Annotated in this window: 19 protein-coding genes; 9 read left to right on the forward strand and 10 right to left on the reverse strand. The window is 64.4% G+C overall.

The annotated features are described in order from the left end of the window. Window positions 1-126: 126 nt before the first annotated feature. The gene (gene uvrA / locus BH95_RS01125; RefSeq protein ID WP_019665812.1) at window positions 127-3,051 is read right to left on the reverse strand and encodes an excinuclease ABC subunit UvrA; all 2,925 of its coding nucleotides are present in this window, start codon (window positions 3,049-3,051) and stop codon (window positions 127-129) included. Window positions 3,052-3,303: 252 nt separating this feature from the next. Here uvrA and BH95_RS01130 point away from each other — a divergent pair, with 252 nt between their 5' ends. The 3 genes from BH95_RS01130 to BH95_RS01140 all read left to right on the forward strand — a co-directional run bounded on the left by BH95_RS01130 (window position 3,304) and on the right by BH95_RS01140 (window position 7,885). Beyond that, window positions 3,304-3,993: an MBL fold metallo-hydrolase gene (locus BH95_RS01130; RefSeq protein ID WP_020112044.1), complete on the forward strand. Its 690-nt coding sequence runs from the start codon at window positions 3,304-3,306 to the stop codon at window positions 3,991-3,993. Between the two features lie 126 nt (window positions 3,994-4,119). Further along, window positions 4,120-5,457 (forward strand): DoxX family protein, encoded by a 1,338-nt coding sequence (locus BH95_RS01135; RefSeq protein WP_019665814.1) that lies wholly within the window; start codon window positions 4,120-4,122, stop codon window positions 5,455-5,457. A 118-nt stretch (window positions 5,458-5,575) separates the two neighbouring features. Then, window positions 5,576-7,885, forward strand: coding sequence for a HelD family protein (locus BH95_RS01140; protein WP_020112043.1), 2,310 nt, complete (start codon window positions 5,576-5,578; stop codon window positions 7,883-7,885). 66 nt (window positions 7,886-7,951) lie between these two features. Here the strand turns inward: BH95_RS01140 and BH95_RS01145 are convergent, their stop codons facing one another. Continuing rightward, window positions 7,952-8,404: a universal stress protein gene (locus BH95_RS01145; RefSeq protein ID WP_020112042.1), complete on the reverse strand. Its 453-nt coding sequence runs from the start codon at window positions 8,402-8,404 to the stop codon at window positions 7,952-7,954. Between the two features lie 184 nt (window positions 8,405-8,588). Between BH95_RS01145 and BH95_RS01150 the strand changes: the two genes are divergently transcribed. Both BH95_RS01150 and BH95_RS01155 read left to right on the forward strand, forming a co-directional pair. After that, window positions 8,589-11,477, forward strand: coding sequence for an alpha/beta fold hydrolase (locus BH95_RS01150; RefSeq protein WP_020112041.1), 2,889 nt, complete (start codon window positions 8,589-8,591; stop codon window positions 11,475-11,477). Next, window positions 11,474-12,328, forward strand: coding sequence for an ABC transporter permease (locus BH95_RS01155; protein WP_020112040.1), 855 nt, complete (start codon window positions 11,474-11,476; stop codon window positions 12,326-12,328). The genes BH95_RS01150 and BH95_RS01155 overlap by 4 nt, the downstream gene beginning before the upstream one ends. Window positions 12,329-12,340: 12 nt before the next feature. Here BH95_RS01155 and BH95_RS01160 read toward each other — a convergent pair whose 3' ends face one another. Both BH95_RS01160 and uvrB read right to left on the reverse strand, forming a co-directional pair. Next, the gene (locus BH95_RS01160; RefSeq protein WP_020112039.1) at window positions 12,341-13,195 is read right to left on the reverse strand and encodes an SCO6745 family protein; all 855 of its coding nucleotides are present in this window, start codon (window positions 13,193-13,195) and stop codon (window positions 12,341-12,343) included. Window positions 13,196-13,219: 24 nt separating this feature from the next. Further along, the gene (gene uvrB / locus BH95_RS01165) at window positions 13,220-15,382 is read right to left on the reverse strand and encodes an excinuclease ABC subunit UvrB (protein WP_019665820.1); all 2,163 of its coding nucleotides are present in this window, start codon (window positions 15,380-15,382) and stop codon (window positions 13,220-13,222) included. Window positions 15,383-15,448: 66 nt separating this feature from the next. Here uvrB and BH95_RS01170 point away from each other — a divergent pair, with 66 nt between their 5' ends. Next, complete coding sequence (locus BH95_RS01170; RefSeq protein ID WP_020112038.1) at window positions 15,449-15,991, forward strand: DUF402 domain-containing protein; 543 nt, start codon at window positions 15,449-15,451, stop codon at window positions 15,989-15,991. A gap of 186 nt (window positions 15,992-16,177) precedes the next feature. Here the strand turns inward: BH95_RS01170 and coaE are convergent, their stop codons facing one another. After that, complete coding sequence (gene coaE / locus BH95_RS01175) at window positions 16,178-17,395, reverse strand: dephospho-CoA kinase (RefSeq protein ID WP_019665822.1); 1,218 nt, start codon at window positions 17,393-17,395, stop codon at window positions 16,178-16,180. Between the two features lie 130 nt (window positions 17,396-17,525). Here coaE and BH95_RS01180 point away from each other — a divergent pair, with 130 nt between their 5' ends. Further along, window positions 17,526-17,735, forward strand: coding sequence for a hypothetical protein (locus BH95_RS01180; RefSeq protein ID WP_019665823.1), 210 nt, complete (start codon window positions 17,526-17,528; stop codon window positions 17,733-17,735). Window positions 17,736-17,967: 232 nt separating this feature from the next. Here the strand turns inward: BH95_RS01180 and rpsA are convergent, their stop codons facing one another. Then, window positions 17,968-19,443: a 30S ribosomal protein S1 gene (rpsA, locus tag BH95_RS01185; protein ID WP_019665824.1), complete on the reverse strand. Its 1,476-nt coding sequence runs from the start codon at window positions 19,441-19,443 to the stop codon at window positions 17,968-17,970. Window positions 19,444-19,712: 269 nt separating this feature from the next. On the opposite strand from rpsA, the gene BH95_RS01190 reads away from it, so the two are divergent. Beyond that, the gene (locus BH95_RS01190) at window positions 19,713-20,549 is read left to right on the forward strand and encodes a class I SAM-dependent methyltransferase (RefSeq protein ID WP_019665825.1); all 837 of its coding nucleotides are present in this window, start codon (window positions 19,713-19,715) and stop codon (window positions 20,547-20,549) included. Here the strand turns inward: BH95_RS01190 and BH95_RS01195 are convergent. From BH95_RS01195 to BH95_RS01210, 4 genes are all read right to left on the reverse strand, one after another. Continuing rightward, window positions 20,546-21,298, reverse strand: a complete 753-nt coding sequence (locus BH95_RS01195) for an amino acid ABC transporter ATP-binding protein (protein ID WP_019665826.1) — start codon at window positions 21,296-21,298, stop codon at window positions 20,546-20,548. The genes BH95_RS01190 and BH95_RS01195 overlap by 4 nt on opposite strands. Window positions 21,299-21,303: 5 nt before the next feature. Beyond that, window positions 21,304-22,287: an amino acid ABC transporter permease gene (locus BH95_RS01200; protein ID WP_020112037.1), complete on the reverse strand. Its 984-nt coding sequence runs from the start codon at window positions 22,285-22,287 to the stop codon at window positions 21,304-21,306. A 39-nt stretch (window positions 22,288-22,326) separates the two neighbouring features. Further along, on the reverse strand, window positions 22,327-23,241 hold the full coding sequence (locus tag BH95_RS01205; RefSeq protein WP_052059961.1) for an ABC transporter substrate-binding protein: 915 nt from the start codon (window positions 23,239-23,241) through the stop codon (window positions 22,327-22,329). Between the two features lie 196 nt (window positions 23,242-23,437). Further along, window positions 23,438-24,526 carry an isocitrate/isopropylmalate dehydrogenase family protein gene (locus BH95_RS01210; RefSeq protein WP_037180693.1) on the reverse strand — a complete coding sequence of 363 codons (1,089 nt, stop codon included), beginning with the start codon at window positions 24,524-24,526 and terminating at the stop codon, window positions 23,438-23,440. Between the two features lie 20 nt (window positions 24,527-24,546). Between BH95_RS01210 and BH95_RS01215 the strand changes: the two genes are divergently transcribed. Continuing rightward, window positions 24,547-25,083 carry a 2'-5' RNA ligase family protein gene (locus BH95_RS01215; protein WP_020112034.1) on the forward strand — a complete coding sequence of 179 codons (537 nt, stop codon included), beginning with the start codon at window positions 24,547-24,549 and terminating at the stop codon, window positions 25,081-25,083. The last annotated feature ends 142 nt before the right edge of the window (window positions 25,084-25,225 follow it).

Here is a 25,225-nt window from a genome sequence, read left to right on the forward strand (position 1 = left end):
CTGGTCACTTGGAGGGACCGAATGTGCCGTTCGGTCACTTGAAGTGACTGAACGGCACATTCGCTCCGGAAAGAGCGGGAAGAACCGGAGCGAATGTGACGTTCGGTGCAGAGACGGTCGGGGAGGTCAGACGGCTGCGGCTTTGCGGGGACGCCGCTTCTTGACCGGTGCCTTCTTGGTTTCCTTCACAGGCTCGCGGGTGAGAGCCTCCTGCAGGAACTTGCCGGTGTAGCTCTCCGGCACTGCAGCGACCTCTTCGGGGTTGCCCTGGGCCACGACGGTGCCTCCGCCGGAACCGCCTTCCGGACCCATGTCGATGATCCAGTCCGACACCTTGATGACGTCGAGATTGTGCTCGATGACGATGACGGTGTTGCCTTTGTCCACCAGTCCGTTGACGACGCCGAGCAGTTTGCGGATGTCCTCGAAATGCAGGCCGGTCGTCGGTTCGTCGAGAATGTAGACGGTCCGACCGGTGGAGCGTTTCTGCAGCTCGGACGCCAGCTTCACTCGCTGCGCTTCACCACCGGACAGCGTGGTCGCCGGCTGACCGAGCCGGACGTAACCGAGGCCGACCTCGACCAAGGTCTTGAGGTAACGGTGGATGGACGTGATGGGCTCGAAGAACTCGGCTGCCTCTTCGATCGGCATGTCCAGTACCTCGGAGATGGTCTTTCCCTTGTAGTGCACTTCGAGTGTCTCGCGGTTGTAGCGAGCTCCGTTGCACACCTCGCACGGGACGTACACGTCGGGAAGGAAGTTCATCTCGATCTTCAGCGTCCCGTCGCCCGAGCATGCCTCGCACCGACCGCCCTTGACGTTGAACGAGAATCGGCCTGGTTGGTACCCGCGCACCTTCGCCTCGGTAGTGGCCGCGAACAACGTTCGGATCTTGTCGAACACACCGGTGTACGTGGCCGCATTGGAGCGGGGCGTGCGCCCGATGGGCGACTGGTCGACTCGCACCAGCTTGTCCAGCTGGTCGAGTCCGTTGATTCGCGTGTGCCGTCCGGGGACCTGTCGAGCACCGTTGAGCTTGTTCGCCATGACCGTCGCGAGAATGTCGTTCACGAGCGTCGACTTTCCCGATCCCGATACGCCGGTGACCGAGGTGAGCACACCGAGCGGGAAACTGACGTCGATGCCCTTGAGGTTGTGCTCGCGAGCACCGACGACGGTGACCTGACGCTTCTTGTCCACCACACGCCGGAGGTCGGGCAGCGGGATCTCGAGGCGACCCGCGAGGTAGGCACCCGTCAGGGACTCCTCGTTCTTCAGCAGGTCCTGGTAGGACCCGCTGTGTACGACGCGTCCGCCGTGCTCGCCCGCCTGCGGTCCGATGTCGACGACCCAGTCGGACGTACGGATGGTGTCCTCGTCGTGCTCGACGACGATCAGGGTGTTCCCGAGATCTCGTAGTCGTGTGAGGGTGTCGATGAGTCGACGGTTGTCCCGTTGGTGCAGGCCGATGGACGGCTCGTCGAGGACGTACAGGACGCCGACGAGACCGGATCCGATCTGCGTGGCGAGCCTGATGCGTTGAGCCTCTCCGCCGGAGAGGGAACCGGCTGCGCGGGACAGCGAGAGGTATTCGAGGCCGACGTCGAGCAGGAACCCGAGCCTGGCCTGGACCTCCCGAAGGACCTGACCTGCAATGGCCTCTTCCTTGGCCCCGAGGGTGAGGCTGTTCAGGAAGTCGGCGGTGTCGGAAATGGACAGACGGCAGACGTCGGCGATGGACTTCGCCCCGAATCCCCCGGCCTCGATGGTGACCGAGAGGATTTCCGGCCGAAGACGATCGCCACCGCACGCCGGGCACGGGACGTCACGCATGTACCCGTCGTAGCGTTCCTTCATCTGCTCGGATTCTGTCTGTTCCAGCCGGCGATGCAGGAAGGGCATGACGCCCTCGAACTCCGCGTAGTAAGAACGGGTACGCCCGTACCGGTTCTTGTACTTGACGTGCACTTGGTGCTCGCTGCCCTCCAGGACAGCGCGCTTCACCTTCGCGGGCAGCTTGTTCCAGGGCGCGTCCAGGTCGAAGCCCATTGCGTCCGACAACCCGGACAGCAGCCGACCGAAGTACTCCGATGTCTGGCCCATCGACCACGGCGCAATGGCACCGTCGGCCAGGGACAGATCCGGGTCCGGTACCACCAGATCCGGGTCGACCTCTTTGCGCACACCGAGCCCGAGGCACTCCGAACACGCGCCGTAGGGCGAGTTGAACGAGAACGACCGGGGCTCGAGATCGTCGATCGACAGCGGATGCGCGTTGGGGCAGGCCAATTTCTCGGAGAAGCGACGCTCGCGATCGGGCGAGTTCTCGTCGATGTCGACGAAATCCAGGACGACGATCCCGTCGGCGAGGCGTAGCGCCGTCTCGACCGAGTCCGTCAACCGCTGCTTCGAACTGGCTTTCACCGTGAGGCGGTCGACCACGACCTCGATGTCGTGCTTTTCTTGCTTCTTGAGCTTGGGGGGATCGGTCAACTGGTGCACCACGCCGTCGACGCGGACTCGCGAGTAGCCCTGAGTGTTCAGCGACTCGAACAGGTCGACGAATTCGCCCTTGCGCGTACGGACAACCGGAGCGAGCACCTGGAACTTGATGCCCTCCTCCATCGCGAGCACCTGGTCCACGATTTGCTGAGGTGTCTGCTTGGCGATCTTCTCCCCACACACCGGGCAGTGAGCCGTGCCGGCGCGCGCGAAGAGCAGACGTAGATAGTCGTACACCTCGGTGATGGTGCCGACGGTCGAGCGCGGGTTGCGGTTGGTCGACTTCTGATCGATGGACACTGCGGGCGACAGACCCTCGATGAAATCGACGTCCGGCTTGTCCATCTGACCGAGGAACTGACGGGCATAGGCAGACAGCGATTCGACGTAGCGTCGCTGACCTTCCGCGAAAATGGTGTCGAACGCCAGCGACGACTTACCCGAACCCGAGAGCCCGGTGAAGACCACGAGACTGTTGCGCGGCAGGTCGATATCGACCCCCCGCAGGTTGTGTTCCCGCGCACCTCGAACGACCAGGCGATCCGCCACAATTTTCCCTTCTTTTCGGAAGTCTTCGAACATCGGACGCCGATACCGACGACTCTCGGGTACCACCGACCGAACCGATCCAACCGATGCTGTTGTGATGCACACGTGAAGATCCAGTTCACGCACGAGCAATGCTAGGCCGACCCACCGACACGTTTGCTCGGCGCCGCAGCACTCGGTGGCTACGCAAGGCCCAGGACTTACACAGGGTCGAACAGGCAACGTGCTCGCGCCGACGGTAGCCTCCTCGCAATGGACGAGCACCTCATGGTCATCGACGACCAGTACACCGGCGCGGTTTCCCCGGGATCGACGCCTCAGCGACGGCAGATCTCCGGCGGCACGATCACGAAGATGTCGGTCGGCCCGATGGACAACAACTCCTACCTCGTCGTTTGTTCCACCAGCGGCGAGTCGCTTCTCATCGACGCCGCCAACGAGGCCGAGCGCCTGTCACAGCTCATCGACGAGAACGCGCCGACCCTGAGCTTGATCGTCACGACTCACCAGCATGCGGATCACTGGCAGGCGCTCGAGGACATCGCAGGCGGAACGGCGTCGCCCACGGCTGCACACACCTTGGATGCGGAACCGCTGCCGGTCGCCCCGGACCGCCTGTTGGCCGACGGCGACACCATCGAGGTGGGCAGCCTCACACTGAAAGCGATTCACCTGCGTGGTCACACACCCGGGTCCATCGCGCTCGCTCTCACGGACGGCAAGTCCGGTGTCACGCATCTCTTCACCGGCGACTCGTTGTTCCCCGGCGGTGTCGGAAAGACCTCCACACCCGAGGATTTCACGCAGTTGCTCGACGACGTCTCGTCGAAACTGTTCGACGAGTACGGGGACGACACCGTCGTCTATCCAGGGCACGGCAAGGACACCACGCTCGGCGCCGAGCGTGGATCGCTGGACGAGTGGCGCTCGCGCGGCTGGTGATCTTCTCGGCGCGCTTGAGATGCCCGAACCCCGGGTATGGATACGGTGGAGCGGCGCAGGCACCTGTCCTCGGAGGGGTGTCCGCGTCGAACATCGACGTTCATCGACCCATCCAGGAGGCTGTCAATGCTGGTCCGCCGTATCGCTCGTCCGCTGATGTCGACCATCTTCATCGCCGGAGGGATCGACGCGCTGCGTAACCCCGCCGGAAAGGCGAAGGTTGCGGCACCCCTGATCGAGCAGGGGCAGGACACACTTCCTGACAGCGTCACATCGAACGTGCCGAGCGATCCCGAGACCCTCGTCCGCATCAACGGCGCGATTCAGGTCGGCGGTGGAATCCTCCTGGCGACGGGCAAGGCCCCGCGGATCGCGTCGCTCGCTCTGGCAGGCAGCCTCGTGCCCACCACTGTCGCGGGCCACGCCTTCTGGAACGAAACCGATCCCGCCGCGAAGGCCGCACAGCGCACCCAGTTCTTCAAGAACGTCAGCTTGCTCGGTGGTCTTCTGATCGCCGCCGTCGACACCGAGGGCAAGCCGTCTCTCGCATGGCGTGGACGTAGGGCTGCACGCAAGGCGCAGGAATCCGTCGTCTCGGCATTGCCGGGGACTCACGACACCGCCGACCACCTCGGTGCCGCCACCGGCCGCATCCGCGAGATCGCTTCGGTGGCTGCGAGCCGTAGCGCGGACCTCGCCGAGGCAGCACAGCCGGTCGTCTCGAAGTGGGCCGACGTCGCTGCCGAGAAGAGTTCCGATCTCGCCGAGGCAGCACAGCCCGTCGTGTCGCACTGGGCCGACGTCGCGGCGGACAAGGGATCCGACTTCGCCGACGCCGCCCAGCCGGTCATCTCACGATGGGCCCACAAGGCCGCAGACCGGGGCCACGACCTCGCCGAGGTCGCGCAGAAGCGCGGCTCGAAGCTCGCCGAGGAAGCAGCCGATCGTGGACAGGATCTGGCGAAGGTCGCGCAGAAGCGCGGTTCCAAGTGGGCCGAGACGGCCGCCGATCGCAGCGAGGAACTGACCGAACTCGCTCAGAAGCGTGGCTCGAAACTCGCGAAGAAGGCACAGAAGCGTGGTTCGCAGCTGGCCGAGGAAGCCGCGGACCGCGGCGCAGAGCTGGCCGAGCTGGCCCAGAAGCGCGGCTCCAAGTGGGCCGAGACCGCCGCCGATCGCGGTGCAGACCTCGTCGATGCCGCCCAGGACCGAAGCGGAAAATGGGCCGACGTGGCGTCGGCGCGTGCGGCGGAGTTCGCCGACGTCGCTCAGGAACGCGGAAGCAAACTGGCGGAGCTGGCTGCGGACCGCACGGAGACCCTGAGCAACCGCGCACGCAAGCGCGCGGAGAAGCAGAGCCGTGAGTTCGACAAGGCAACCGAGAAGGCTCGCGCGAAGCTGGACAAGAAGGTCGAGAAGGCACGCAAGGAGCTCGACAAGCGCGTGCAGAAGTACTCCAAGTAGGTCCAACCGACCCGAGAGCCCCATCCGCGAGCAGCAGTTCTGCGGTGGGGCTCTCGTTCGTCGTAGACTACTTGGGCGATTTTCGCGCATCTATTCGCCGAACTCCCGAGGAGAACCTTTGCCGGACGACGGCCTTTCGGTCACCAGCGATCAGCACATGACCGACCAGGATCGCGAGCAGTCCTACGTCACAATGCTCTACGACCAACTCGACGCCCTACGGAAGTACGCACAGAATCGGCTCAGCACCGTCCTGCTCGAAACCGGGGGCACACCGCAGGCGCGAAGTGAACGGGAATCGTTCACGCATCTCTACACCGACGACATCGCGAAGTACGACGCCGCCGAGAACGGCCTGTGCTTCGGACGGATCGACCTGTCCACCGACGGTGACGACTCGCCGGTCCGCTACGTCGGCCGCGTCGGGATTCTCGACGAGGCCAACGACTACGAAACCCTGCTGCTCGACTGGCGTGCGCCCATGGCCCGCCCGTTCTACCTCGCCACGCCTGCTGCGCCGGAGAACGTGCTTCGTCGGCGCCACATCCGCACGAGGAGTCGTCGGGTCACGTCTTTGGCCGACGAGTACCTCGATCTCGCCGCCGCGCAGGAAGTCGGCCTGAGTTCCGATTCCACCGGTGTCGCCGGCGAGAGCGCGTTGTTGTCGGCTCTGGACGCGGCCCGCACGGGGCAGATGAACGACATCGTCGAGACGATTCAGAGCGAACAGGACGCCATCATTCGCTCCGAGCACCGCAGTGTGCTGGTGGTGCAGGGAGGGCCCGGTACCGGTAAGACCGCCGTGGCACTTCACCGTGCCGCGTACTTGCTCTACACCTATCGTCAGCAGCTCGCCAAGAGCGGTGTGCTGATCATCGGGCCGAACGCCACATTCCTGGACTACATCGGCCAAGTACTCCCCTCGCTCGGCGAGACCGGAGTGCTGCTCTCCACCATCGGCAACCTCTACCCGGGGGTGCGGGCGACGCTCGAGGACTCCACACTCGCTGCACAGGTCAAGGGATCGACGTCGATGGTCGCGGTGCTCACCAAGGCGGTACGCGATCGCCAAGAGGTGCCGTCGGAACCGAAGCGACTGCGTTTCGACACCTACGACATCACCCTCGACCGCAAGATCGTCACCCGTGCTCGGGGCCGGGCCAGATCGTCTCGGCGGCCCCACAACCTGGCGCGGCCGCTGTTCGTGGCGTCCGTCGTGGACGGGCTCGCACAACAACTGGCGGCGAAGTTGGGTGAGAACGTGGTCGACGGTGGCAGCCTTCTCAGCCGGGACGACATCGCCGACATGCGGGACGAGATGAAGGAAGACGCCGACGTCATGGCGGCGATCGACGAGCTGTGGCCGGATCTCACTCCCCAGCAAGTACTCCGAGACCTGTTCGCTTCCCCGGACCGGATCGCGTCGGCTGCGCCGGACCTCACCCCCGCGGAGCGTGACGCATTGGTCCGACGCGGACGCGGATTCTCGTCCGCCGACGCACCGTTGCTGGACGAACTCGCCGAATTGCTCGGCATCGACGACAACGCGGAACGCGAACAAGCAAATCGTCAGTGGCGCAACCAAATCGCCGACGCGCAGGGAGCACTGGACATCCTCACGGGGTCCGCACCGCAGGATCTCGAAGACGAGCTCGACCCCGAAATTCTGATGGCATACGACCTGATCGACGCGAGTCAGCTCGCCAGCCGACAGGACTCCGGGGCACGTCTCACCACGGCCGAACGCGCCGCCGGTGACCGCACCTGGACGTACGGGCACGTCATCGTCGACGAGGCTCAGGAACTGTCCGACATGGCGTGGCGAATGGTCATGCGGCGCATACCGAATCGGTGGATGACCCTCGTCGGAGACGTAGCTCAGACCGGCGACCCCGCCGGTACCACGTCGTGGGCTCGAGTACTGGAACCGTATGTCGCACAGCGGTGGAAGAAGACGGAGCTGACGGTCAACTACCGAACGCCGTCGGAAATCATGACCGTCGCCCGTGACGTTCTCGCGGCCATCGACCCGGTTCAGTCGGTGCCACGATCGGTACGAGATTCCGGCAACGTGCCGTGGGCGCAGGAAGTCGCCGAGACCTCGTTGCCGCGCACCGTCGAACAGCGTCTTGCCGAGCACCCACGCCCAGGCATCAGCGTCGTGCTGGCACCCCACGACAGAGTCGACACGTTCGCGCATCTGAGATCGGACACCGTGACGGTGTCGACGGTCAAGGACGCGAAGGGACTGGAATTCGACTCGGTTCTCATCGTCGAGCCCTCGGACATCGTCGACGAATCCCCCATGGGCATGAGTGATCTCTACGTCGCTCTGACGCGCGCGACGCAGCGTCTGGGTGTCGTGCACAGCCGTCCGCTGCCCGTCGAACTCCGCTCGCTCGCACCGTTCGAGGCCCTCGTCCACTGACCCACGCAGTACCTGACCGCACGACTGTGGCCCGGCGGGCAGTCCGCCGGGCCACAGTGATCTCGTCTACCTGACGGTGTGAACGATGAGGACGTCGCTGGTGGACTTCCTCGCTGCGTCGGACGGGACGGAACCCAGCAACCGACCGGTCAGCGAATTGAGTCCGCGGTTTCCGACGACGAGCAGATCCCCCTTCACATCGTCGACCAGCTGAAGCAAGGACTCGACGGGGGCGCCGACGATCGCACGCTCGTCGATGTTCTTCGCGCCTGCCTTGACCGCATGCTCACGCGCTGTCCGGAGGATGTCGTGCGTCGGAGCGGAACCGGTGATCTGGTACGCATCCTCGCGCAACGCATCGGCTGCCTTGCCTGTGTCCTTGGGATCGGCCGGATAGTAAGCGCAGGCGATCACCAGCGTCGCGTCCGCGTCGCCGGCGATCGACGCAGCCTTCTCCACTGCGCGCAATGACGACTCGGACCCATCGGTTCCGACGACGACGGTGCGATAGGCACTCATTCATTCCTCCAGTTGTAGGTGTTCTGTCACACATTCGACGATGCTTCTACGGGTGCGGTCGTGGTCGATCACAAGCCGATCTGCCCGTCCCCGTACCCGTTTCGATGACCCTATCTGCATCCGCCGGATGTGAGGCGGAGTTCGCCGACAACACGACTCTCGCGCCTCACATACATTGGTTCACATGCACATCCCCCGGCCGCTTCGGTCGCCCGGAACCGCCGCGTTCGCCGTACTTCTCGTTGCGATCGTTCTGGCTGTCTCGATCTTCTTCGTATTCCGCTCCCCCGCCTCCCAGGATGCGGCGTCCACCCTCGACACGAGGATCACCGTACCGGAGGCCCTGGGCAGTGCCGAGACGATCGATCTGGATGCCCGCCTGTACGTGCCCGAGGTGACGCCCGCGCCTGCCGTGTTGCTGGCCCACGGATTCGGCGGCGACAAACTGTCGGTCGACGGCCAAGCTCGCTCGCTTGCCGCTGACGGTTTTCTCGTGCTCACCTACAGTGCACGCGGCTTCGGTGACAGCGGAGGAGCAATTTCCCTCAACGACCCGGACGGTGAAGTCGCGGACGGCCGCGCATTGATCGACTGGCTCGCCGAGCGGCCCGAAACTCTCCTCGATGGCCCCGGCGATCCACGTGTCGGTGTCGCGGGAGGCTCGTACGGTGGCGCGCTCGCCCTGAGTGTCGCCGGAACCGATCCACGCATCGACGCGGTCGCCGCAGCCATCACTTGGAACGACCTCGGCCAGGCCCTGTTCCCCAACTACGGCGTCACCAGCGACGAAGCACGCGCCTCACTGGCCGCGATCGACTCACCCGCCGGATCCGTGTACGGAGGACCCGGTGTCCTCAAACGAGGATGGGCGGGCGTGTTCTTCGGCGCCGGAAGCACGCCGCCGCCGGACACCAGCGGCGGCGCCGACGCGACCTCGACGGGCTGCGGCCGTTTCGCGCCCGAATTCTGTGCCGCGTACGCGCAGTCTGCGGTGACCGGAGAGCCGACACCCGAACTACTCGCTCTCCTCAGCGCGCACTCACCCACAGCCGTCGCGTCGAACATCACAGCCCCGACGCTTCTCGTGCAGGGTCTGCAGGACACGCTGTTCGGACTCGACCAGGCCGACACGACCGCCCGCCAGATTTCGGAGGCCGGCGGTGACGTGGAGGTCCGGTGGTTCGGCGGTGGGCACGACGGGGGCGGAACCAACGGCGGCTCCGACAACGCGATGAAGGACTTCCTCGACGCGAAGCTCCGCGGCACGGACGCCGCCGAGAGCAGCGAACAACCGTTCAACTATGCCGTACAAGGATCCGCCGTCGAACAGGAACGAGCGCGGAACCGCCGGATGACCGCCCCGGACTACCCAGGCCTCGCGGGCGACCCGAAGCCGTCGTCGGCACAATTCGTCGATGTCGATCTGTCCCCGAAATCCGCGGCCACCGCGGACGGCGCGCAGGAGGATCCTTCGGCGCAGGCCCCTCCTCCGGCCGAGCAGACCATCGTGAGGCCACCGGGCGCATCCCCGTCGGCGATCTCGTCCGTCCCCGGTCTCGGTTCGGCTCTGTCCGCCCTGACCGCTACTCCGGCGGGTGCTGCGCTGTCGGCCGACATTCCCGGTCAGTCGGCCACGTTCGAGGGCACGCCACTCGCCGAACCACTCAACATCACAGGCTCGTCGCGTGTGAATCTCCGCATCGGTGCATTCGCTCAGCCCCAGGAAGCAGTTGTCTTCGTCAAGCTCTACGACGTCGCGCCCGACGGTCGCCGCACGCTTCCCGGTGGCGGCGTCGCTGCCGTGAGACTGCCGAGTACCGCCACGGAAGGGTCGATCCCCGTCACCGTCACGCTGCCGGGCATCAGCTATGCAGTTCCACAGGGCCACCACATCGAGATCTCCGTGTCGACGACCGATCAGGCCTACGCGGTCCCGCTCGAGCCGGCCCAATTCGTCGTGTCCCTCGATGACCCGACCCTGTCGGTCCCGTCCGTCGAAGGCACGTCGACGAGCAGCAGTTCCGTGCCGACGGCTCCGCTCGTCGGTATCGGTGTGATCGCACTCGCGGTGGCCGCGCTGATCGGCGTCAACGTCGTTCGGGGACGCCGCAGGATCGTCGCCGAGGTCGACGAGTCACTCGTCGAGACACCTCTTGTCATCACCGGACTCGAGAAGACCTACTCCAACGGTTTCAAAGCCGTGAACGGCGTGGGCTTCGAGGTGAAGAAGGGCCAGGTGCTGGGTCTCCTCGGTCCGAACGGGGCAGGCAAGACGACGACACTGCGCATGCTCATGGGTCTCATTACTCCGACCGCGGGTGAAATCCGGGTGTTCGGACACAAGGTGTCACCAGGATCGCCGGTGTTGTCCCGCCTCGGATCCTTCGTCGAAGGATCCGGCTTCCTCCCACACCTCAGCGGCAAGGAGAACCTGCGGCTGTACTGGCAGGCGACCGGTAGACCGCCCGAGGACGCCCACCTGGAGGAGGCGTTGGAGATCGCCGATCTCGGCGCCGCCATCGAACGCAAGGTGAAGTCCTACAGCCAAGGCATGCGGCAACGTCTGGCCATCGCGCAGGCGATGCTGGGACTACCGGACCTGATGGTCCTCGACGAACCCACCAACGGTCTCGATCCGCCCCAGATCCGCACGATGCGTGACGTCCTGATCAACTACGCGAAGACAGGACGTACCGTGCTGGTTTCGAGCCACCTGCTGGCCGAGGTCGAACAGACATGCACCCACGTCGTGGTCATGAACCGCGGCTCGGTCATCAGCTCCGGCACCGTCCGCGAACTGACCGAAGCCAAAGGCCAGACCGAAGTGCGCGTCGACGACGCAGAGCGCGGCGCGCGCGTTCTCGAACGGCTCGACCTGCACCCAGCCGTCGTCGACGACACGACACTCCGAGTCGACCTCGGCGCGCTCGACCCTGCACGGGTCACCCGGGCGCTGTTCGACGACGGGCTGCAGCTTCGCAGCCTCTCGCAGTCGACGCGACTCGAAGACGTGTTCCTCGACCTCGTCCACAACGACGCCCTGCCCGCGGCGTCGACCAAGGAGACCCCATGAGCGCGCATTCGGATGGACGAGTGGACGGCTACTCGGCTGGAAAGACGCTCCCGTTCCGGACCGAACTGCGACGCCAGTTCGGGCGACGTCGGACACAGCTCTCGATCGGATTTCTCGCCCTGCTCCCGGTGATCCTGGCGATCGCGTTCGCGGTGGGCAGCAACTCGGCGGACTCCGATGCAGGCGGCCTCATCGAGCTCGGCACGCGCGGAGGCGTCAACTTCACCGTGTTCGCACTGTTCATGTCCGTCGGATTTCTGCTCATCGTCGTCGTCGCGCTGTTCTTCGGCGATTCGGTGGCCAGCGAGGCGTCCTGGTCGTCACTCCGATATCTGCTGGCGATCCCGGTTCCGCGCACACGCCTGCTGATGCAGAAAGCATTGGTGTCCGCAACGCTGTCCATCGCGGCGATCGTCACGCTGGTAGTGGTGTCCCTAGCCCTCGGCACGGTGCTGTACGGCGCCGAACCACTGGTGACACCGTTCGGCGACGGCTTGTCCTACACCGAGGCTCTGGGCCGCTTGGCGATTGCCGTGCTCTACATCTGCATCAACCTGTCGTGGGTCGCGGGCCTGGCGATGTTGCTCTCGGTCCTGACCGATGCACCGCTCGGAGCCGTCGGCGGCGCGGTGATGACCTCCATCCTGATGCAGATCCTCGACCAGATCACCGCCCTCGGCTCGCTGCGCAATTACCTGCCGGGTCATTACGCGAACACGTGGATCGACGCATTGTCGCCCACGATCGAATGGAACGACATGGTCGTCGGATCCTTCTCGGCCCTTGCCTACGCGGCGGTCTTCGGAGTTGCGGCCTGGCAGCGATTCTCGACGAAGGACATCACCAGCTGACCGACACCTGGCCTACTTCTTGTTGAACACACCGTTCGGGAACACGCCCTGATCGATGACCGTGTCCCGCCACGGTGTCGCGAGCTCTACGAGGCGCGCTGCGCCCTCCTCACCGAGAGCAGCCCAGGGCGCGAGGGCCAAGTCGTTGGTGATGTCCTCCACCAGCTCGCGGAGGTCGTTGCCGTGTTCGGTGAGCGCACCGTCCGCGTCTACGATCTCACGGTCCCGAAGAGAGTCCAGGCCGTCGTTCCACTGTTCGGTCGACCACCCGCGACGCTTCCGAGCGAATTCCTTCTCGAACCCCTTGCCCGTTGCAGTGTGCGTGATGAGCGCCTGAATTCCGCTCAACTCGGCTGTCTGCAGTGCCGCGATATGTCCGTCGCCCCGGTGCTCACGGAGAAGCGTCAACGCGTGCCAGAAACGAAGGTGGGGCACCTCGGGCCAGTCGAGCTCGGCGTACGCGGCGTACAGGGGACGTCCGTCGTCGCCGGGAATGTGGCTCGCCGCGATCGATGCCAACTCGGCGGCCTCGGCCATGGCATGTGACGACACCACGTCTTGCCCCAACAGACGGGTGTAGGCGTCACCGACAGCTCGGTAACGGATCTCGACGACTCGTTCCGGCGACACCGCTTTCCACGCCGCGGGTACCAACGGCTCGATCAGTTCACGATTGAAGTTGTAGAACGTTGCGGCCACCACGCCCGCACCGACAGCCCCCAGCGGAGCCGCACGACCGGCGAAGTACGGCGCACGCCCCTCCAGGCCTGCCCCCGACAAGGCGTCCTGGGTCTCCGGGACGAAATAGCTCAACGAGTGCAGAAGTTCGAGTGCGCGGGCACTCCGGCCGGCAGTGGAAGCATCCATGGGTTGAACCGTAGCGAAAGCCGGTTACTTCAACCCGGCCGCGTCCATTCCGCGCAGCTCCTTCTTCAGATCCTGGATCTCGTCGCGCAGTCGTCCGGCAAGCTCGAACTGCAACTCGCGGGCGGCGTTCATCATCTGATCGGTGAGATTCTGGACCAAGGCCGCAAGCTCTGCACGCGGCATCGACTTGACGTCCTGGCCCTCGTAGACACCCGAGCTGACGGCCCTGCCCTTCTCCCCCTGCGCACGGCGCCCACGACTCGCGTTACGCCCGGAGCCGCCGATCTCGACCGACTCCTCGGTGTCCTCGGCTTCCTCGTACACCTGATCCAGGATGTCGGCGATCTTCTTGCGCAGTGGCTGAGGATCGACACCCTTCTCGAGGTTGTACGCGATCTGCTTCTCACGTCGCCGCTCGGTCTCCTCGATGGCATACGTCATCGAGTCCGTCATCTTGTCCGCGTACATGTGGACTTCGCCCGAGACGTTACGTGCCGCACGACCGATGGTCTGGACCAAGCTGGTGCCGCTCCGCAGGAACCCTTCCTTGTCCGCGTCGAGAATCGCGACCAAGGACACCTCGGGAAGGTCGAGTCCCTCACGAAGCAAGTTGATTCCGATCAGAACGTCGTACTCGCCCAGGCGGAGCTGACGGAGAAGCTCGACGCGCCGGAGGGTGTCGATGTCCGAGTGGAGGTACCGGACGCGGATGCCGAGCTCGAGCAGATAATCCGTCAGGTCCTCGGCCATCTTCTTGGTCAACGTGGTGACGAGGATGCGCTCGTCCTTGTCCGCGCGCTCGCGGATCTCGTGAACCAAGTCGTCGATCTGCCCCTTGGTGGGCTTGACCACGACCTTGGGATCGACGAGACCGGTGGGCCTGATGACCTGCTCGACGAACTCTCCGCCCGTCTGCCCCAACTCGTATTTGCCGGGCGTCGCCGACAGATACACCGTCTGACCGATACGCTGCGTGAACTCTTCCCAGGTCAACGGTCGATTGTCCGTTGCCGAGGGAAGCCGGAACCCGAACTCCACCAAGTTGCGCTTCCTCGACATGTCGCCCTCGTACATCGCGCCGATCTGCGGCACCGTCACGTGGGACTCGTCGATGACGAGAAGAAAATCCTCCGGGAAGTAATCGATCAACGTCGCCGGAGCGGTACCCGGTCCGCGGCCGTCGATGTGACGCGAGTAGTTCTCGATGCCCGAACAGAACCCGACCTGCTTGATCATCTCCAGGTCGTACTGCGTGCGCATGCGAAGTCGCTGGGCCTCGAGCAATTTGCCCTTGTTCTCCAACTCGGCGAGGCGCTCCTCCAACTCCAATTCGATGTTCGCGACCGCCTTCTCCATCCGCTCCGGACCGGCAACGTAGTGCGTCGCCGGGAAAATACGGACGGAATCGACCTGGCGGACGGTGTCACCGGTCAACGGATGCAAGTAGTACAGCGCCTCGATCTCGTCCCCGAAGAACTCGATGCGAACCGCCAGCTCCTCGTAGGACGGGATGATCTCGACCGTATCGCCGCGCACCCGGAACGATCCGCGTGTGAACGCCATGTCGTTGCGCGTGTACTGAACATCCACGAGGAGCCTCAGCAGTGCGTCCCGGGGCACCTCGACGCCGACCTGCAATTCGATGGAGCGATCCACGTACGACTGCGGGGTACCGAGGCCGTAGATGCACGACACCGACGCGACCACGACGACGTCCCGCCTGGACAACAGGTTTGCCGTCGCGGAATGCCGCAGCCGCTCGACGTCGTCGTTGATCGACGAGTCCTTCTCGATGTAGGTGTCCGTCTGAGCGATGTACGCCTCGGGTTGGTAGTAGTCGTAGTAGGAGACGAAGTACTCGACCGCATTGTTCGGCAGCATGTCGCGAAGCTCGTTGGCCAGCTGCGCCGCCAACGTCTTGTTGGGCGCCATCACCAACGTCGGCCGCTGCAACTTCTCGATCAACCACGCCGTGGTCGCCGACTTACCCGTTCCGGTGGCACCGAGGAGGACCACGTCCTTCTCGTCGGCCTTGATCCTGCGTTCCAGCTCGGCGATAGCCGTCGGCTGGTCACCGGCAGGCTTGTGCTCACTGACAACCTCGAACGCCGGACCCGTCCGTTCGATCTCTCCGACCGGACGGTGTTCGGAATGAGCCACCACGGGATGTTCGGATGCAAACGCCATGAAACCAGGGTAGACGCGACCACCGACAGGTTCCTTTCGAGCCGCGTCCAGGTAATTTGTTCACCCATGGACGCACCCGCCGCGGCACCACACGTACACGTCCACCCACCGAAGGTCGAGTACTTCGACGTCGTCGGTCTCACCAACACCGACCCGAAGGGATTCGTGCGCCCGGTGGACGAGTACCGCGTCGAACCGTGGGGCCTCTACATGGCGCGGCCGTCCGACCACCCACAATTCGACTACCTGCAGTCCTGGCTACTGCCCAGCCTCGGGCTGCGCGCCTCGATCTTCCACTACACCCCAGGAAGCGAACGCGACCAGGACTACTACATCGACATCGGCGAGTTCACACCCGGCGTCGACGCCTGGACCTCCGTCGACCACTACCTCGACCTCAGCGTCCGCACCGGACGAGGATTCGACTACCTCGACGCCGACGAACTCCTCGAAGCCAGAGTCGAGGGCCACCTCGACACCGCAACCGCCGACCTCGCAGTCAACCGCTCCGTCCTCGCCGTCGCCGGCCTCGCCTCCCACGACTACGACCTCGACGCCTGGCTCGACTCCCTGGGCATGCCCACGACCTGGCGTCCACGCAACACTTGAGGTCACGCAGAAGTCGAGGTCTCACGTACGAGGGTTCGGTCCCCTACCGCTCGAACGGATCATCCACACGACTGGAGTGCTTCGGAGGTTCGCTCCAGCGCGGGACGCCATCGCTTGAAAGTTCCATTCATACGGTCTGCCGGCTTGCATGGTCCATTCATGCGGCAGCGGGGAACGAGCTCGCTCTCAGGCCTTCCAACCCGTGCGCTCCGCCCATTCCCAGGCGCGCACGTAGGCTCGGTCGAACCAGGGCTCCTTCACGCCGACGTAAGCCTCGATCGCGGACTGGTAATCGGACCGATCCTTGGCCGCGAAATCAGCGGCGCGCTTGATTTCCAGATACTCGGCGGTCGCGTCGACATCGGCGATCAGCCAGTCACGGAAGACGAGCGCGAACTGCTGCCCTGGCCACCCGTCGACGCGGATGTGGATGTTGGCCGTCCGGCCCGGGTCCGCCGAACCGTGGAAACGCTTGGTCCACAACGCAGGATCAGCCTCACCGCCGATTCCGTAGGCGGGCTTGGGGTTGTCCGCGGTGATGTTGGCGTTGCGGGGAAACCCTATCCGACGCAACGGTTCCGCGAGTGCATCCGCGTCGTCGAGACTCGCGACGGTGACCTGGATGTCGATGACGTCCTTGGCGTCGAGACCGGGCACCGCCGTCGAGCCGATGTGATCGATTCTCACAGCTGAACTTCCAGCCGCAACCGCGATGCGCGCCTTGATGCGCTCGGCCTGAGCTGCCCACCGAGGATCTGCCGGAACGAGTTCAGGATGTGTTCTGACGATCACGCCGTCTCTGATGTTCCTCTCGAACGGCACCAGGCGCTCGGTCCACAGATCACGCACCACGTCGTCGAGATCATCCGGAGCGCCGCTGTTGTCGATCCAGATATCCGCCGCCGCGCGGCGTTGTTCGTCCGTTGCCTGAGCAGCAATCCTGGCCCGCGCATCCGTCTCCGGCATCTTCCGCTGGCCTACAAGTCGTTCCACCCGCTCCTCGGCATCGGCGAACACGACAGCGACGAGTTGGAACAGCGCACCCATCTTGCCTTCCACCAGAAGTGGGATGTCCTGAATCACGACGGCATCGTCCGCGGCGCCCTCGATGATTTCGGCAGTACGCTTCCCGACGAGCGGATGGACGATCGAGTTCAACGTCGCGCGAGAGGCATCGTCACCGAATGCCTTGGCCGCCAACGCCGGCCGATCGAGCGAGCCATCGGCAGCCAGAATGTCGTCGCCGAACGCCTCCACCAACTCCTGCAGACCCACAGTCCCGGGCTCGACGACTTCCCGAGCGATCACGTCGGCGTCGACGAGCACCCCGCCCAACTCCGCCAGCCTCTTCGACACGGTCGACTTCCCTGCTCCGATGCCTCCGGTGAGGCCGAGTCTCAACATGTCCCCAGTCTCTCACCGAAACACGCCGAAGCACACCAGCCTCAAATGCACCAGGTTCGGCTCCGTGTCCGTTATCTTCGTCGTGCGAGATAAGTATTTGCCGACCCACTGCTAGCGAAAAGGACTTTCGATGCGAAGCAATCAGATCCAACCGGGTCGGCACCGTCTCGGCATGGAATCGGGAGTTCACGTCATTCTGATCCCCGAGGTTGCCCTGGCGTTGGCCGACCATCGGCGCAACTGGTTCACCAACCTGCTCAGCCCGGCTCGTCACAGCTTCGCGTCCATGCGCAAGCGGACAGGCGCCGTCGCTCAGTGGAGTCCCGCCGTCGCAGGCTGAGCCACCCCGTCGAAACGACGATGGACCCGTATTCCCTCGCGGAATCGGGTCCATTCTTGTTTTCCCGGATGCACCACCTCCCGCCCCTTCGGTGACCGAACGGAACATTCGGTCACTTCAAGTGACCGAACGGCACATTCGGTCTCGAAGGAGGTGGGGCGAACGACGAAGCCCCGGCCCTCGAAGGGAGGGCCGGGGCTGTGGTCACACCCCTAGGGGTGGACAGTGTCTATCAGGCGTTGCCCGACAGCTTCTCACGCAGTGCAGCGAGCTGTGCGTCGCTGGCGAGTGATCCGCCGGTCGATGCCGGAGCGGATGCTGCGGGAGCATCACCTTCGGCGTCGGCAACCTGACCCGACTCGGAGGAGTAGTTGGTGTTGGCGGCTTCGGCAGCTTCGTCCTTGGCCGTCTTCTCCATCTGAGCGGTGTGCATCTTGTGGCGACGCTCTGCCTCGGCGTAGCGGCCTTCCCACTCTTCACGCTGCTTTTCGTAGCCTTCGAGCCATTCGTTGGTCTCGGAGTCGAAGCCCTCGGGGAAGATGTAGTTGCCCTGCTCGTCGTACGAGTCGGCCATTCCGTACTTGGACGGGTCGAACTCTTCTGCGTAGTCCTCGTTGGCCTGCTTGAGGCTCAGCGAGATACGACGACGCTCGAGATCGATGTCGATGACCTTGACGAGTGCATCGTCGCCGACGCCGACGACCTGGTCCGGGACCTCCACGTGGCGCTCGGCCAGCTCGGAGATGTGCACGAGGCCCTCGATGCCCTCTTCGACGCGAACGAATGCGCCGAACGGAACGAGCTTGGTGACCTTGCCGGGCACGATCTGGCCGATCGCGTGGGTGCGAGCGAACTGGCGCCACGGATCTTCCTGCGTTGCCTTGAGCGACAGTGACACGCGCTCGCGGTCCAGGTCGACGTCGAGAACCTCGACGGTGACCTCGGTGCCGACCTCGACAACCTCGGAGGGGTGATCGATGTGCTTCCAGGACAGTTCGGAGACGTGCACGAGTCCGTCGACGCCACCCAGGTCCACGAAGGCACCGAAGTTGACGATGGAGGACACGACGCCCTTGCGGACCTGGCCCTTCTGGAGCTGGTGCAGGAACTCGCTGCGAACCTCGGACTGGGTCTGCTCGAGCCATGCGCGGCGCGACAGGACCACGTTGTTGCGGTTCTTGTCGAGCTCGATGATCTTGGCCTCGATCTCCTTGCCGACGTACGGCTGGAGGTCGCGGACGCGACGCATCTCGACGAGCGAGGCGGGAAGGAAGCCACGGAGACCGATGTCGAGGATGAGTCCACCCTTGACGACCTCGATGACGGTGCCCTTGACGGCCTCGTCCTTCTCCTTGAGCTCTTCGATCGTGCCCCAGGCGCGCTCGTACTGCGCACGCTTCTTGGACAGGATCAGGCGGCCTTCCTTGTCCTCCTTGGTGAGGACGAGAGCTTCGACCTCATCGCCTACGGAGACGACCTCGTTGGGGTCGACGTCGTGCTTGATGGAGAGCTCACGGGAAGGGATGACGCCTTCGGTCTTGTAACCGATGTCGAGCAGAACCTCGTCGCGGTCGACCTTGACGATGGTGCCTTCGACGATGTCACCATCGTTGAAGTACTTGATCGTGGCGTCGATAGCGGCGAGAAAATCCTCTGCGGAGCCGATGTCGTTGACGGCTACCTGCGGTGAGGTTGTGGTTGAGGGCATGTGTTGAGTTGCTCCGGACGGGTTGGGTATCGGTTGATGGATGTTCGGTCGGACTGTAGAACGTAGTTCTGAACAGAACGAGAACCGTATGCGTCGAAAGACACCTACTGCTCGTGATGCAAGAACAGATCGAGAACGAAAATGTTCCCGCGCACCCTCGAACCTCGACGGATCAGGGGCAGCGTGAACACACTCGCGTCAGTAAGGGTACTCGACCAGGTCACAGGTGGGCAAACGCGACAGCACCACGTTCGAGCAATCCAGCTAACGTGTTTCCGGTGACCGACACCCCGCAGTCTCCCGCCGTCCCGGGCCGTGCGCGTATCGACTCCGAGGCAAGCGACCGAGCCAGCCGATCGTGGTGGGATTCCGACGCCGACGAGTACCACCGCACTCACGGGGAGTTTCTGGGTGTCGGGTCCGAACGTGGAGAGTTCGTCTGGTGCCCCGAAGGTCTTCACGAGGGCGACGTGCACCTGCTCGGCGACGTGTCCGGACGAGATGTCCTCGAAGTGGGCTGCGGGTCCGCGCCGTGTGCTCGGTGGCTCGGCGCCCAGGGGGCCCGCGCCGTCGGCCTGGATATTTCGGCAGGGATGCTGCGCACCGGCGTCGATGCCATGGCCGCCGCGGGCGATCACGTTCCGCTGGTGCAGGCGAGCGCCGAGGCGCTTCCGTTCCTCGATTCGAGTTTCGACATCGCATGCTCGGCTTTCGGTGCCGTGCCGTTCGTGGCGAACTCCGCCGGGGTGATGAAGGAAGTCGCGCGCGTACTTCGTCCCGGCGGAATCTGGGTGTTCGCGGTGAACCACCCGATGAGGTGGATCTTCCCCGACGATCCGGGACCGGTCGGACTGACAGCGACGATCCCCTACTTCGACCGAACTCCGTACGTCGAGTTCGATGCCGACGGCGTGCCGACGTACGTCGAGCACCATCGCACGATCGGAGACCGGGTCCGCGAGATCGTCGGCGCCGGACTCGAGGTCGTGGACATCGTCGAACCGGACTGGCCGGAGTGGCTGGACCGCGAGTGGGGTCAGTGGAGCCCACTCCGCGGTCAGCTCTTCCCCGGAACCGCGATCTTCAGCGCTCGGAAACCGAGCTAGAGCAGCTTCGACAGGAACGCCTGCGTCCGCTCGTGCTGCGGGTTGGACAGAACAGATCTCGGGTCGCCCGATTCGACGACGACGCCGCCGTCCATGAACACCAGTTGGTCCGCAACTTCACGGGCGAAGCCCATCTCGTGCGTCACCACGACCATGGTCATTCCGTCGCGCGCGAGTTCTTTCATGACTCCCAGGACTTCGCCGACCAGCTCGGGGTCGAGTGCGGACGTCGGCTCGTCGAACAACATGAGCTTGGGGTCCATCGCCAGTGCCCGCGCTATCGCTACCCGCTGTTGCTGGCCGCCGGACAGCTGGGCCGGGTAGGCGTCGGCCTTGTCCGCGAGACCCACCCGGTCGAGTAGTTCCTTCGCTCGGGCCGTCGCATCCTTTTTCTTGATGCCCTTGACCTGCGTCGGCGCCTCGACGATGTTGTCCAAAGCCGTTCGGTGCGGGAACAGGTTGAAGTGCTGGAAGACCATTCCGATGTCACGGCGCTGCTGTGCTGCCCTCTTCGGGTGCAGTTCGTAGAGCTTGCCGTTCTTCTCCTCGTACCCGACGAGCTCGTCGTCGACGTACAACCGGCCGGCATTGACCTGCTCGAGGTGATTGATGCACCGCAGGAACGTCGACTTGCCCGATCCCGACGGTCCGACCATGCACAGGACCTGGCCCTTGTCGACCTCGAGGGTGATCCCCTTGAGAACCTGCAGCGCGCCGAAGTTCTTGCACACCTGCTGCGCTTTGACCATCGGACTCACGACGGGCCGCCTTCGCTGGAGCGCTGCACGGGCAACGGCTTGCCACCCTGCGCATCCGCGAGGGCCTGCAACTGGCGACCGGTCAACTTACGAGACACACCTTTCGAGTAATAGCGTTCGAGGTAGAACTGCCCGACCATCAGGATGCTCGTCATCACCAGGTACCACGTGGACGCCACGAGCAGCAGCGGCACAGGCTCGAAGTTCACTCCCGAGATATCACGGGCGCGCCCGTACAGCTCACCCGTGAACGGCACAGCGATGACCAGCGAGGTGGTCTTCAGCATGCTGATCACTTCGTTACCGGTGGGAGGAATGATCACCCTCATCGCCTGCGGCAACACCGTCCGACGCATCGTCTGGGACCAGGACATGCCGAGTGCCGTCGACGCCTCGACCTGACCTTCACCGACCGAGTTGATGCCGGCGCGCACGATCTCGGCCATGTAGGCGGCCTCGTTGAGGGCCAGCCCGATCACCGCGAACCAGAACGCCGAGTACAGCGACTGCAGATCGAACGTCGCCAACTGAACGGTGAACGGGATTCCGAGCGCCACCTCGCGGTAGATGACCGGAACCAGTCCCCAGAACGTGAGCTGGACGTAGATCGGGGTCCCGCGAAAGATCCAGAGGTAGATCCACGCGGCACTGCGCAGCACCGGGTTGGGAGACAATCGCATGACCGCGACGACGACGCCCAACACGATCGCGATGACCATCGAGTAGACCAACAGTTGCACGGTGATCCAGACACCGTTGCCGATCCGGCTGTCGAACAGGTAGCGCCCGTACGTGCCCCAACCATAGGCAGGGTTGGTTGCAGCCCCGTACACGAACAGCCCGAACAACACGATGACGATGACCGCGGTGATCCAGCGTCCCGGGTGGCGCAGCGGAATCGCCTTGATCGGCGCCGGATCCGTGCTCGAACCGTCCGAGGATCCGGAACGGCCGGCGCCGGGCGAAGCCGAGGAGGTCACACTAAGTCCTTTCGACGAGTGAGTGCAGCAGACCGCGGATCAGTTGACCGCACCGTTGATCTGCGACTCCTCGATGACGCCCGCCTCGACGCCCCAGTTCTCCGCGATGGTCTGGTACTGACCGTTGTCGATCAGGTGCTGCACTGCCTGCTGCAGGGTTGCCGCCAACGGCGATCCCTTGGCGACCGGGTAACCGTACGGAGCAGAGTCGAACACGTCACCGGCCGCCTCCAGCTTGTCGCCGGTCTGCTTGATGGCGTACGCGGTGACCGGTGAATCGGCGGACATCGCGTCGACACGCCCGAGTACGAGTGCGTTGACGGCATCGTCCTGGCTGTCGTACTTCTCGATCTGGATGGCGGGCTTGCCTGCGGCGACACACGCTTCGCTCTTCGCAGGAACTTCCTCCTGATCCTGGATCGTGGTGGTCTGCACGGCGACCTTCAGCCCGCAGGCGTCCGTCGGGTCGACGCTTCCGCCCGTCTGCTGCGCCCACTGCGTACCCGCGTTGAAGTACGTGGCGAAGTCGACGGTCTGCTCACGCTCCCTGGTGTCGGTGAACGACGACATCCCGACGTCGTACGTACCGCCCTGGATCGACGGAATGATCCGATCGAAGTCGGCTTCCTCGTACTGTGCCGTCACGCCCAACACGCCTGCCACTGCATTCATCAGGTCCACGTCGAAACCGACGATCTTGCCCGAGGAATCCTTGAACTCGTTGGGCGAGTAAGGCACGTTGACACCGACGACGAGAGTCCCTGACGACACGTTCTTCTCCGGCAGGGTCGCCGCGATCTCGTCGACCTTGGTCACCTCGACAGCTGTCGTCTCGTCGGTTGCGGGTGAAGCACCTTCTTCGGTGTTCTGGGCGCAGCCCGAGAGCAACAGCGCCCCGGCGCCGCCCACTGCCAACAACACCCGAGCGGTCTTCGAGTACGAGCGATCAAACACGAGAAATCCTCCGAAATCCAAACACGATGCAACGCGACAGTCCTGCACGGCCGCACCACGTCGAGCGGTGAGCCGGACCTACGAACCCTAGGCGACGTTCGTCGCCCGTGCTGTCCGGGTAATCGAACAGTAACGCGGGCGCGTCGAACCTCAGGGCATTTTCGTACCTTCGGCGGCCTCGGCACGCGGGGCGCAGTCAGATCCGCAGCGCTCTCGCGAGAACGGTCTCGGTGAACTCACCGGTCGACGCGGTGCCGCCGAGGTCGGCTGTGGCCACTCCGGATTCGAGGGCACCGTCGACGGCGTGCCGGATCCGCCCGGCAGCGTGCGCCAGCCGCGTGTCGCCGTGTCGGGTCGCCAGGCATTCGAGAAGCATTGCGGCAGAGAGGAACAACGCCGTCGGATTGGCTCTGTTCGTTCCGGCGATATCCGGTGCGGATCCGTGCGCTGCCTGCGCCATCACCTTGTTCTCGGACGTGTTCACCGACGGTGCCATTCCCAGCGATCCGGACAGCTCACCTGCGAGGTCGGACAGAATGTCGCCGAACATGTTCTCCGCGACGATGACGTCGAAATCCTCTCCCCGCCGAACGAGGTGGGCAGTCAGAGCGTCGATGTGGTGCTCGTCCACGCTCACATCGGGAAAGCTCGCGGCCACGCCGCGACAGACGTCGCGAAACAACCCCGTGGTCAACGACAGGACGTTGGTCTTGTGCACGATGGTGACGTGCCGCGACCGCGTTCGTGCCAGCACGAATGCTTCTCGGGCGATCCGTTCGCACGCGGCCCGGGTGAACACGCCGACTGCCAGAGCGACGTCCGGCGTCGGCATGAATTCCCCGCTGCCGACGAACATGTTGCGGTCTGCGTAGAACCCTTCCGTGTTCTCGCGGACCACGACGAGGTCCATCCCGTTCGACACCGCCCGGACACCGGGATGAGCCTTGGCAGGGCGGATGTTCGCGTACAGATCGAATCGCTTGCGAATCACACCGCCCGGCGTCAACTGAGACCTGAAAGGCTCCGGATACGACGCGCTGTCGTGCGGGCCGAGTACCCAGGCATCGAGCGCATCGAGTTCCGCGAGCGTGGACTCCGGAACCGGCGTTCCGTGCGACTCGATCGCCGCGTGCCCCAGCGGCAACTCGACCCACTCCACGGCCAGGGCGTGCTCCGCCCCCACAGCGGCGTCGACGACGCGCTGGGTCGCCGGAACGATCTCGTGCCCGATGCCGTCGCCGAGCATCGAGCCGATTCTCACCTTCGTGACTCCGTCGTGTGCCATATCGGCAATCATGACTGACTATGGTTCAGTCTCTCGAATTGCTTCTCGACGAATCCCTCGATGCCGCGGTCCGGCGCGAGTGGCAGATCCTGCTCGACGCCGACCTGCCCAGCCAGGCGCGACACACCGGCGAGTCCAACAGGCCACATGTGACCCTGGCGGTCGCCGACGAAATGGAGGGGTTGGACGCGCGCATCGCGGACGAGTACCTCGCTGTGGAGTTCCCGATTCGGCTCGGGGCTTACGTGCTGTTCCGGGGCAAGCACATCACCCTCGCGCGTGCAGTCGTCCCCTCGAGGAAGCTGCTCGACCTGCACTCTCGAGCGGCAACGATTCTGGGGGACGCCGACGGCAACAGATCCCACACTCAGCCCGGTAAGTGGTCACCACACGTCACGCTTGCACGACGGATGACGCGGGTCGAGCTGGCCGAAGCGCTCGTGCGCCTGGACTCGGCACAACCGGACCTCGTCGGACACACGGTGGCACTGCGTCGATGGGACGGTGACGGCAAGCGTGAGTGGCTCGCGACGCGGCCCGGTCATCAGAACTTGTAGTCACCGAACTGAGTCACCTCGGCATGGGTGTCGGGGGCGTAACCGAGCATCGTCGCGAGGTACACCAGGCTGATCGTGGCCAGGAAAATCAGTGCGATGGTCATGGATGCAAGCCTGCTAGCAGGGGTTCCACACCAACAGT

Source organism: Rhodococcoides fascians A44A, assembly GCF_000760735.1.
GTDB lineage: Bacteria > Actinomycetota > Actinomycetes > Mycobacteriales > Mycobacteriaceae > Rhodococcoides > Rhodococcoides fascians_E.

Excerpts from the sequence above, each read along its gene's own strand:
- BH95_RS01130 (WP_020112044.1), top strand. The coding sequence starts at position 3,304 with ATGGACGAGCACCTCATGGTCATCGACGACCAGTACACCGGCGCGGTT.
- BH95_RS01135 (WP_019665814.1), top strand. The coding sequence starts at position 4,120 with ATGCTGGTCCGCCGTATCGCTCGTCCGCTGATGTCGACCATCTTCATC.
- BH95_RS01145 (WP_020112042.1), bottom strand. The coding sequence starts at position 8,404 with ATGAGTGCCTATCGCACCGTCGTCGTCGGAACCGATGGGTCCGAGTCG.
- BH95_RS01150 (WP_020112041.1), top strand. The coding sequence starts at position 8,589 with ATGCACATCCCCCGGCCGCTTCGGTCGCCCGGAACCGCCGCGTTCGCC.
- BH95_RS01155 (WP_020112040.1), top strand. The coding sequence starts at position 11,474 with ATGAGCGCGCATTCGGATGGACGAGTGGACGGCTACTCGGCTGGAAAG.
- BH95_RS01160 (WP_020112039.1), bottom strand. The coding sequence starts at position 13,195 with ATGGATGCTTCCACTGCCGGCCGGAGTGCCCGCGCACTCGAACTTCTG.
- uvrB (WP_019665820.1), bottom strand. The coding sequence starts at position 15,382 with ATGGCGTTTGCATCCGAACATCCCGTGGTGGCTCATTCCGAACACCGT.
- BH95_RS01170 (WP_020112038.1), top strand. The coding sequence starts at position 15,449 with ATGGACGCACCCGCCGCGGCACCACACGTACACGTCCACCCACCGAAG.
- coaE (WP_019665822.1), bottom strand. The coding sequence starts at position 17,395 with ATGTTGAGACTCGGCCTCACCGGAGGCATCGGAGCAGGGAAGTCGACC.
- BH95_RS01180 (WP_019665823.1), top strand. The coding sequence starts at position 17,526 with ATGCGAAGCAATCAGATCCAACCGGGTCGGCACCGTCTCGGCATGGAA.
- rpsA (WP_019665824.1), bottom strand. The coding sequence starts at position 19,443 with ATGCCCTCAACCACAACCTCACCGCAGGTAGCCGTCAACGACATCGGC.
- BH95_RS01195 (WP_019665826.1), bottom strand. The coding sequence starts at position 21,298 with ATGGTCAAAGCGCAGCAGGTGTGCAAGAACTTCGGCGCGCTGCAGGTT.
- BH95_RS01210 (WP_037180693.1), bottom strand. The coding sequence starts at position 24,526 with ATGGCACACGACGGAGTCACGAAGGTGAGAATCGGCTCGATGCTCGGC.
- BH95_RS01215 (WP_020112034.1), top strand. The coding sequence starts at position 24,547 with ATGGTTCAGTCTCTCGAATTGCTTCTCGACGAATCCCTCGATGCCGCG.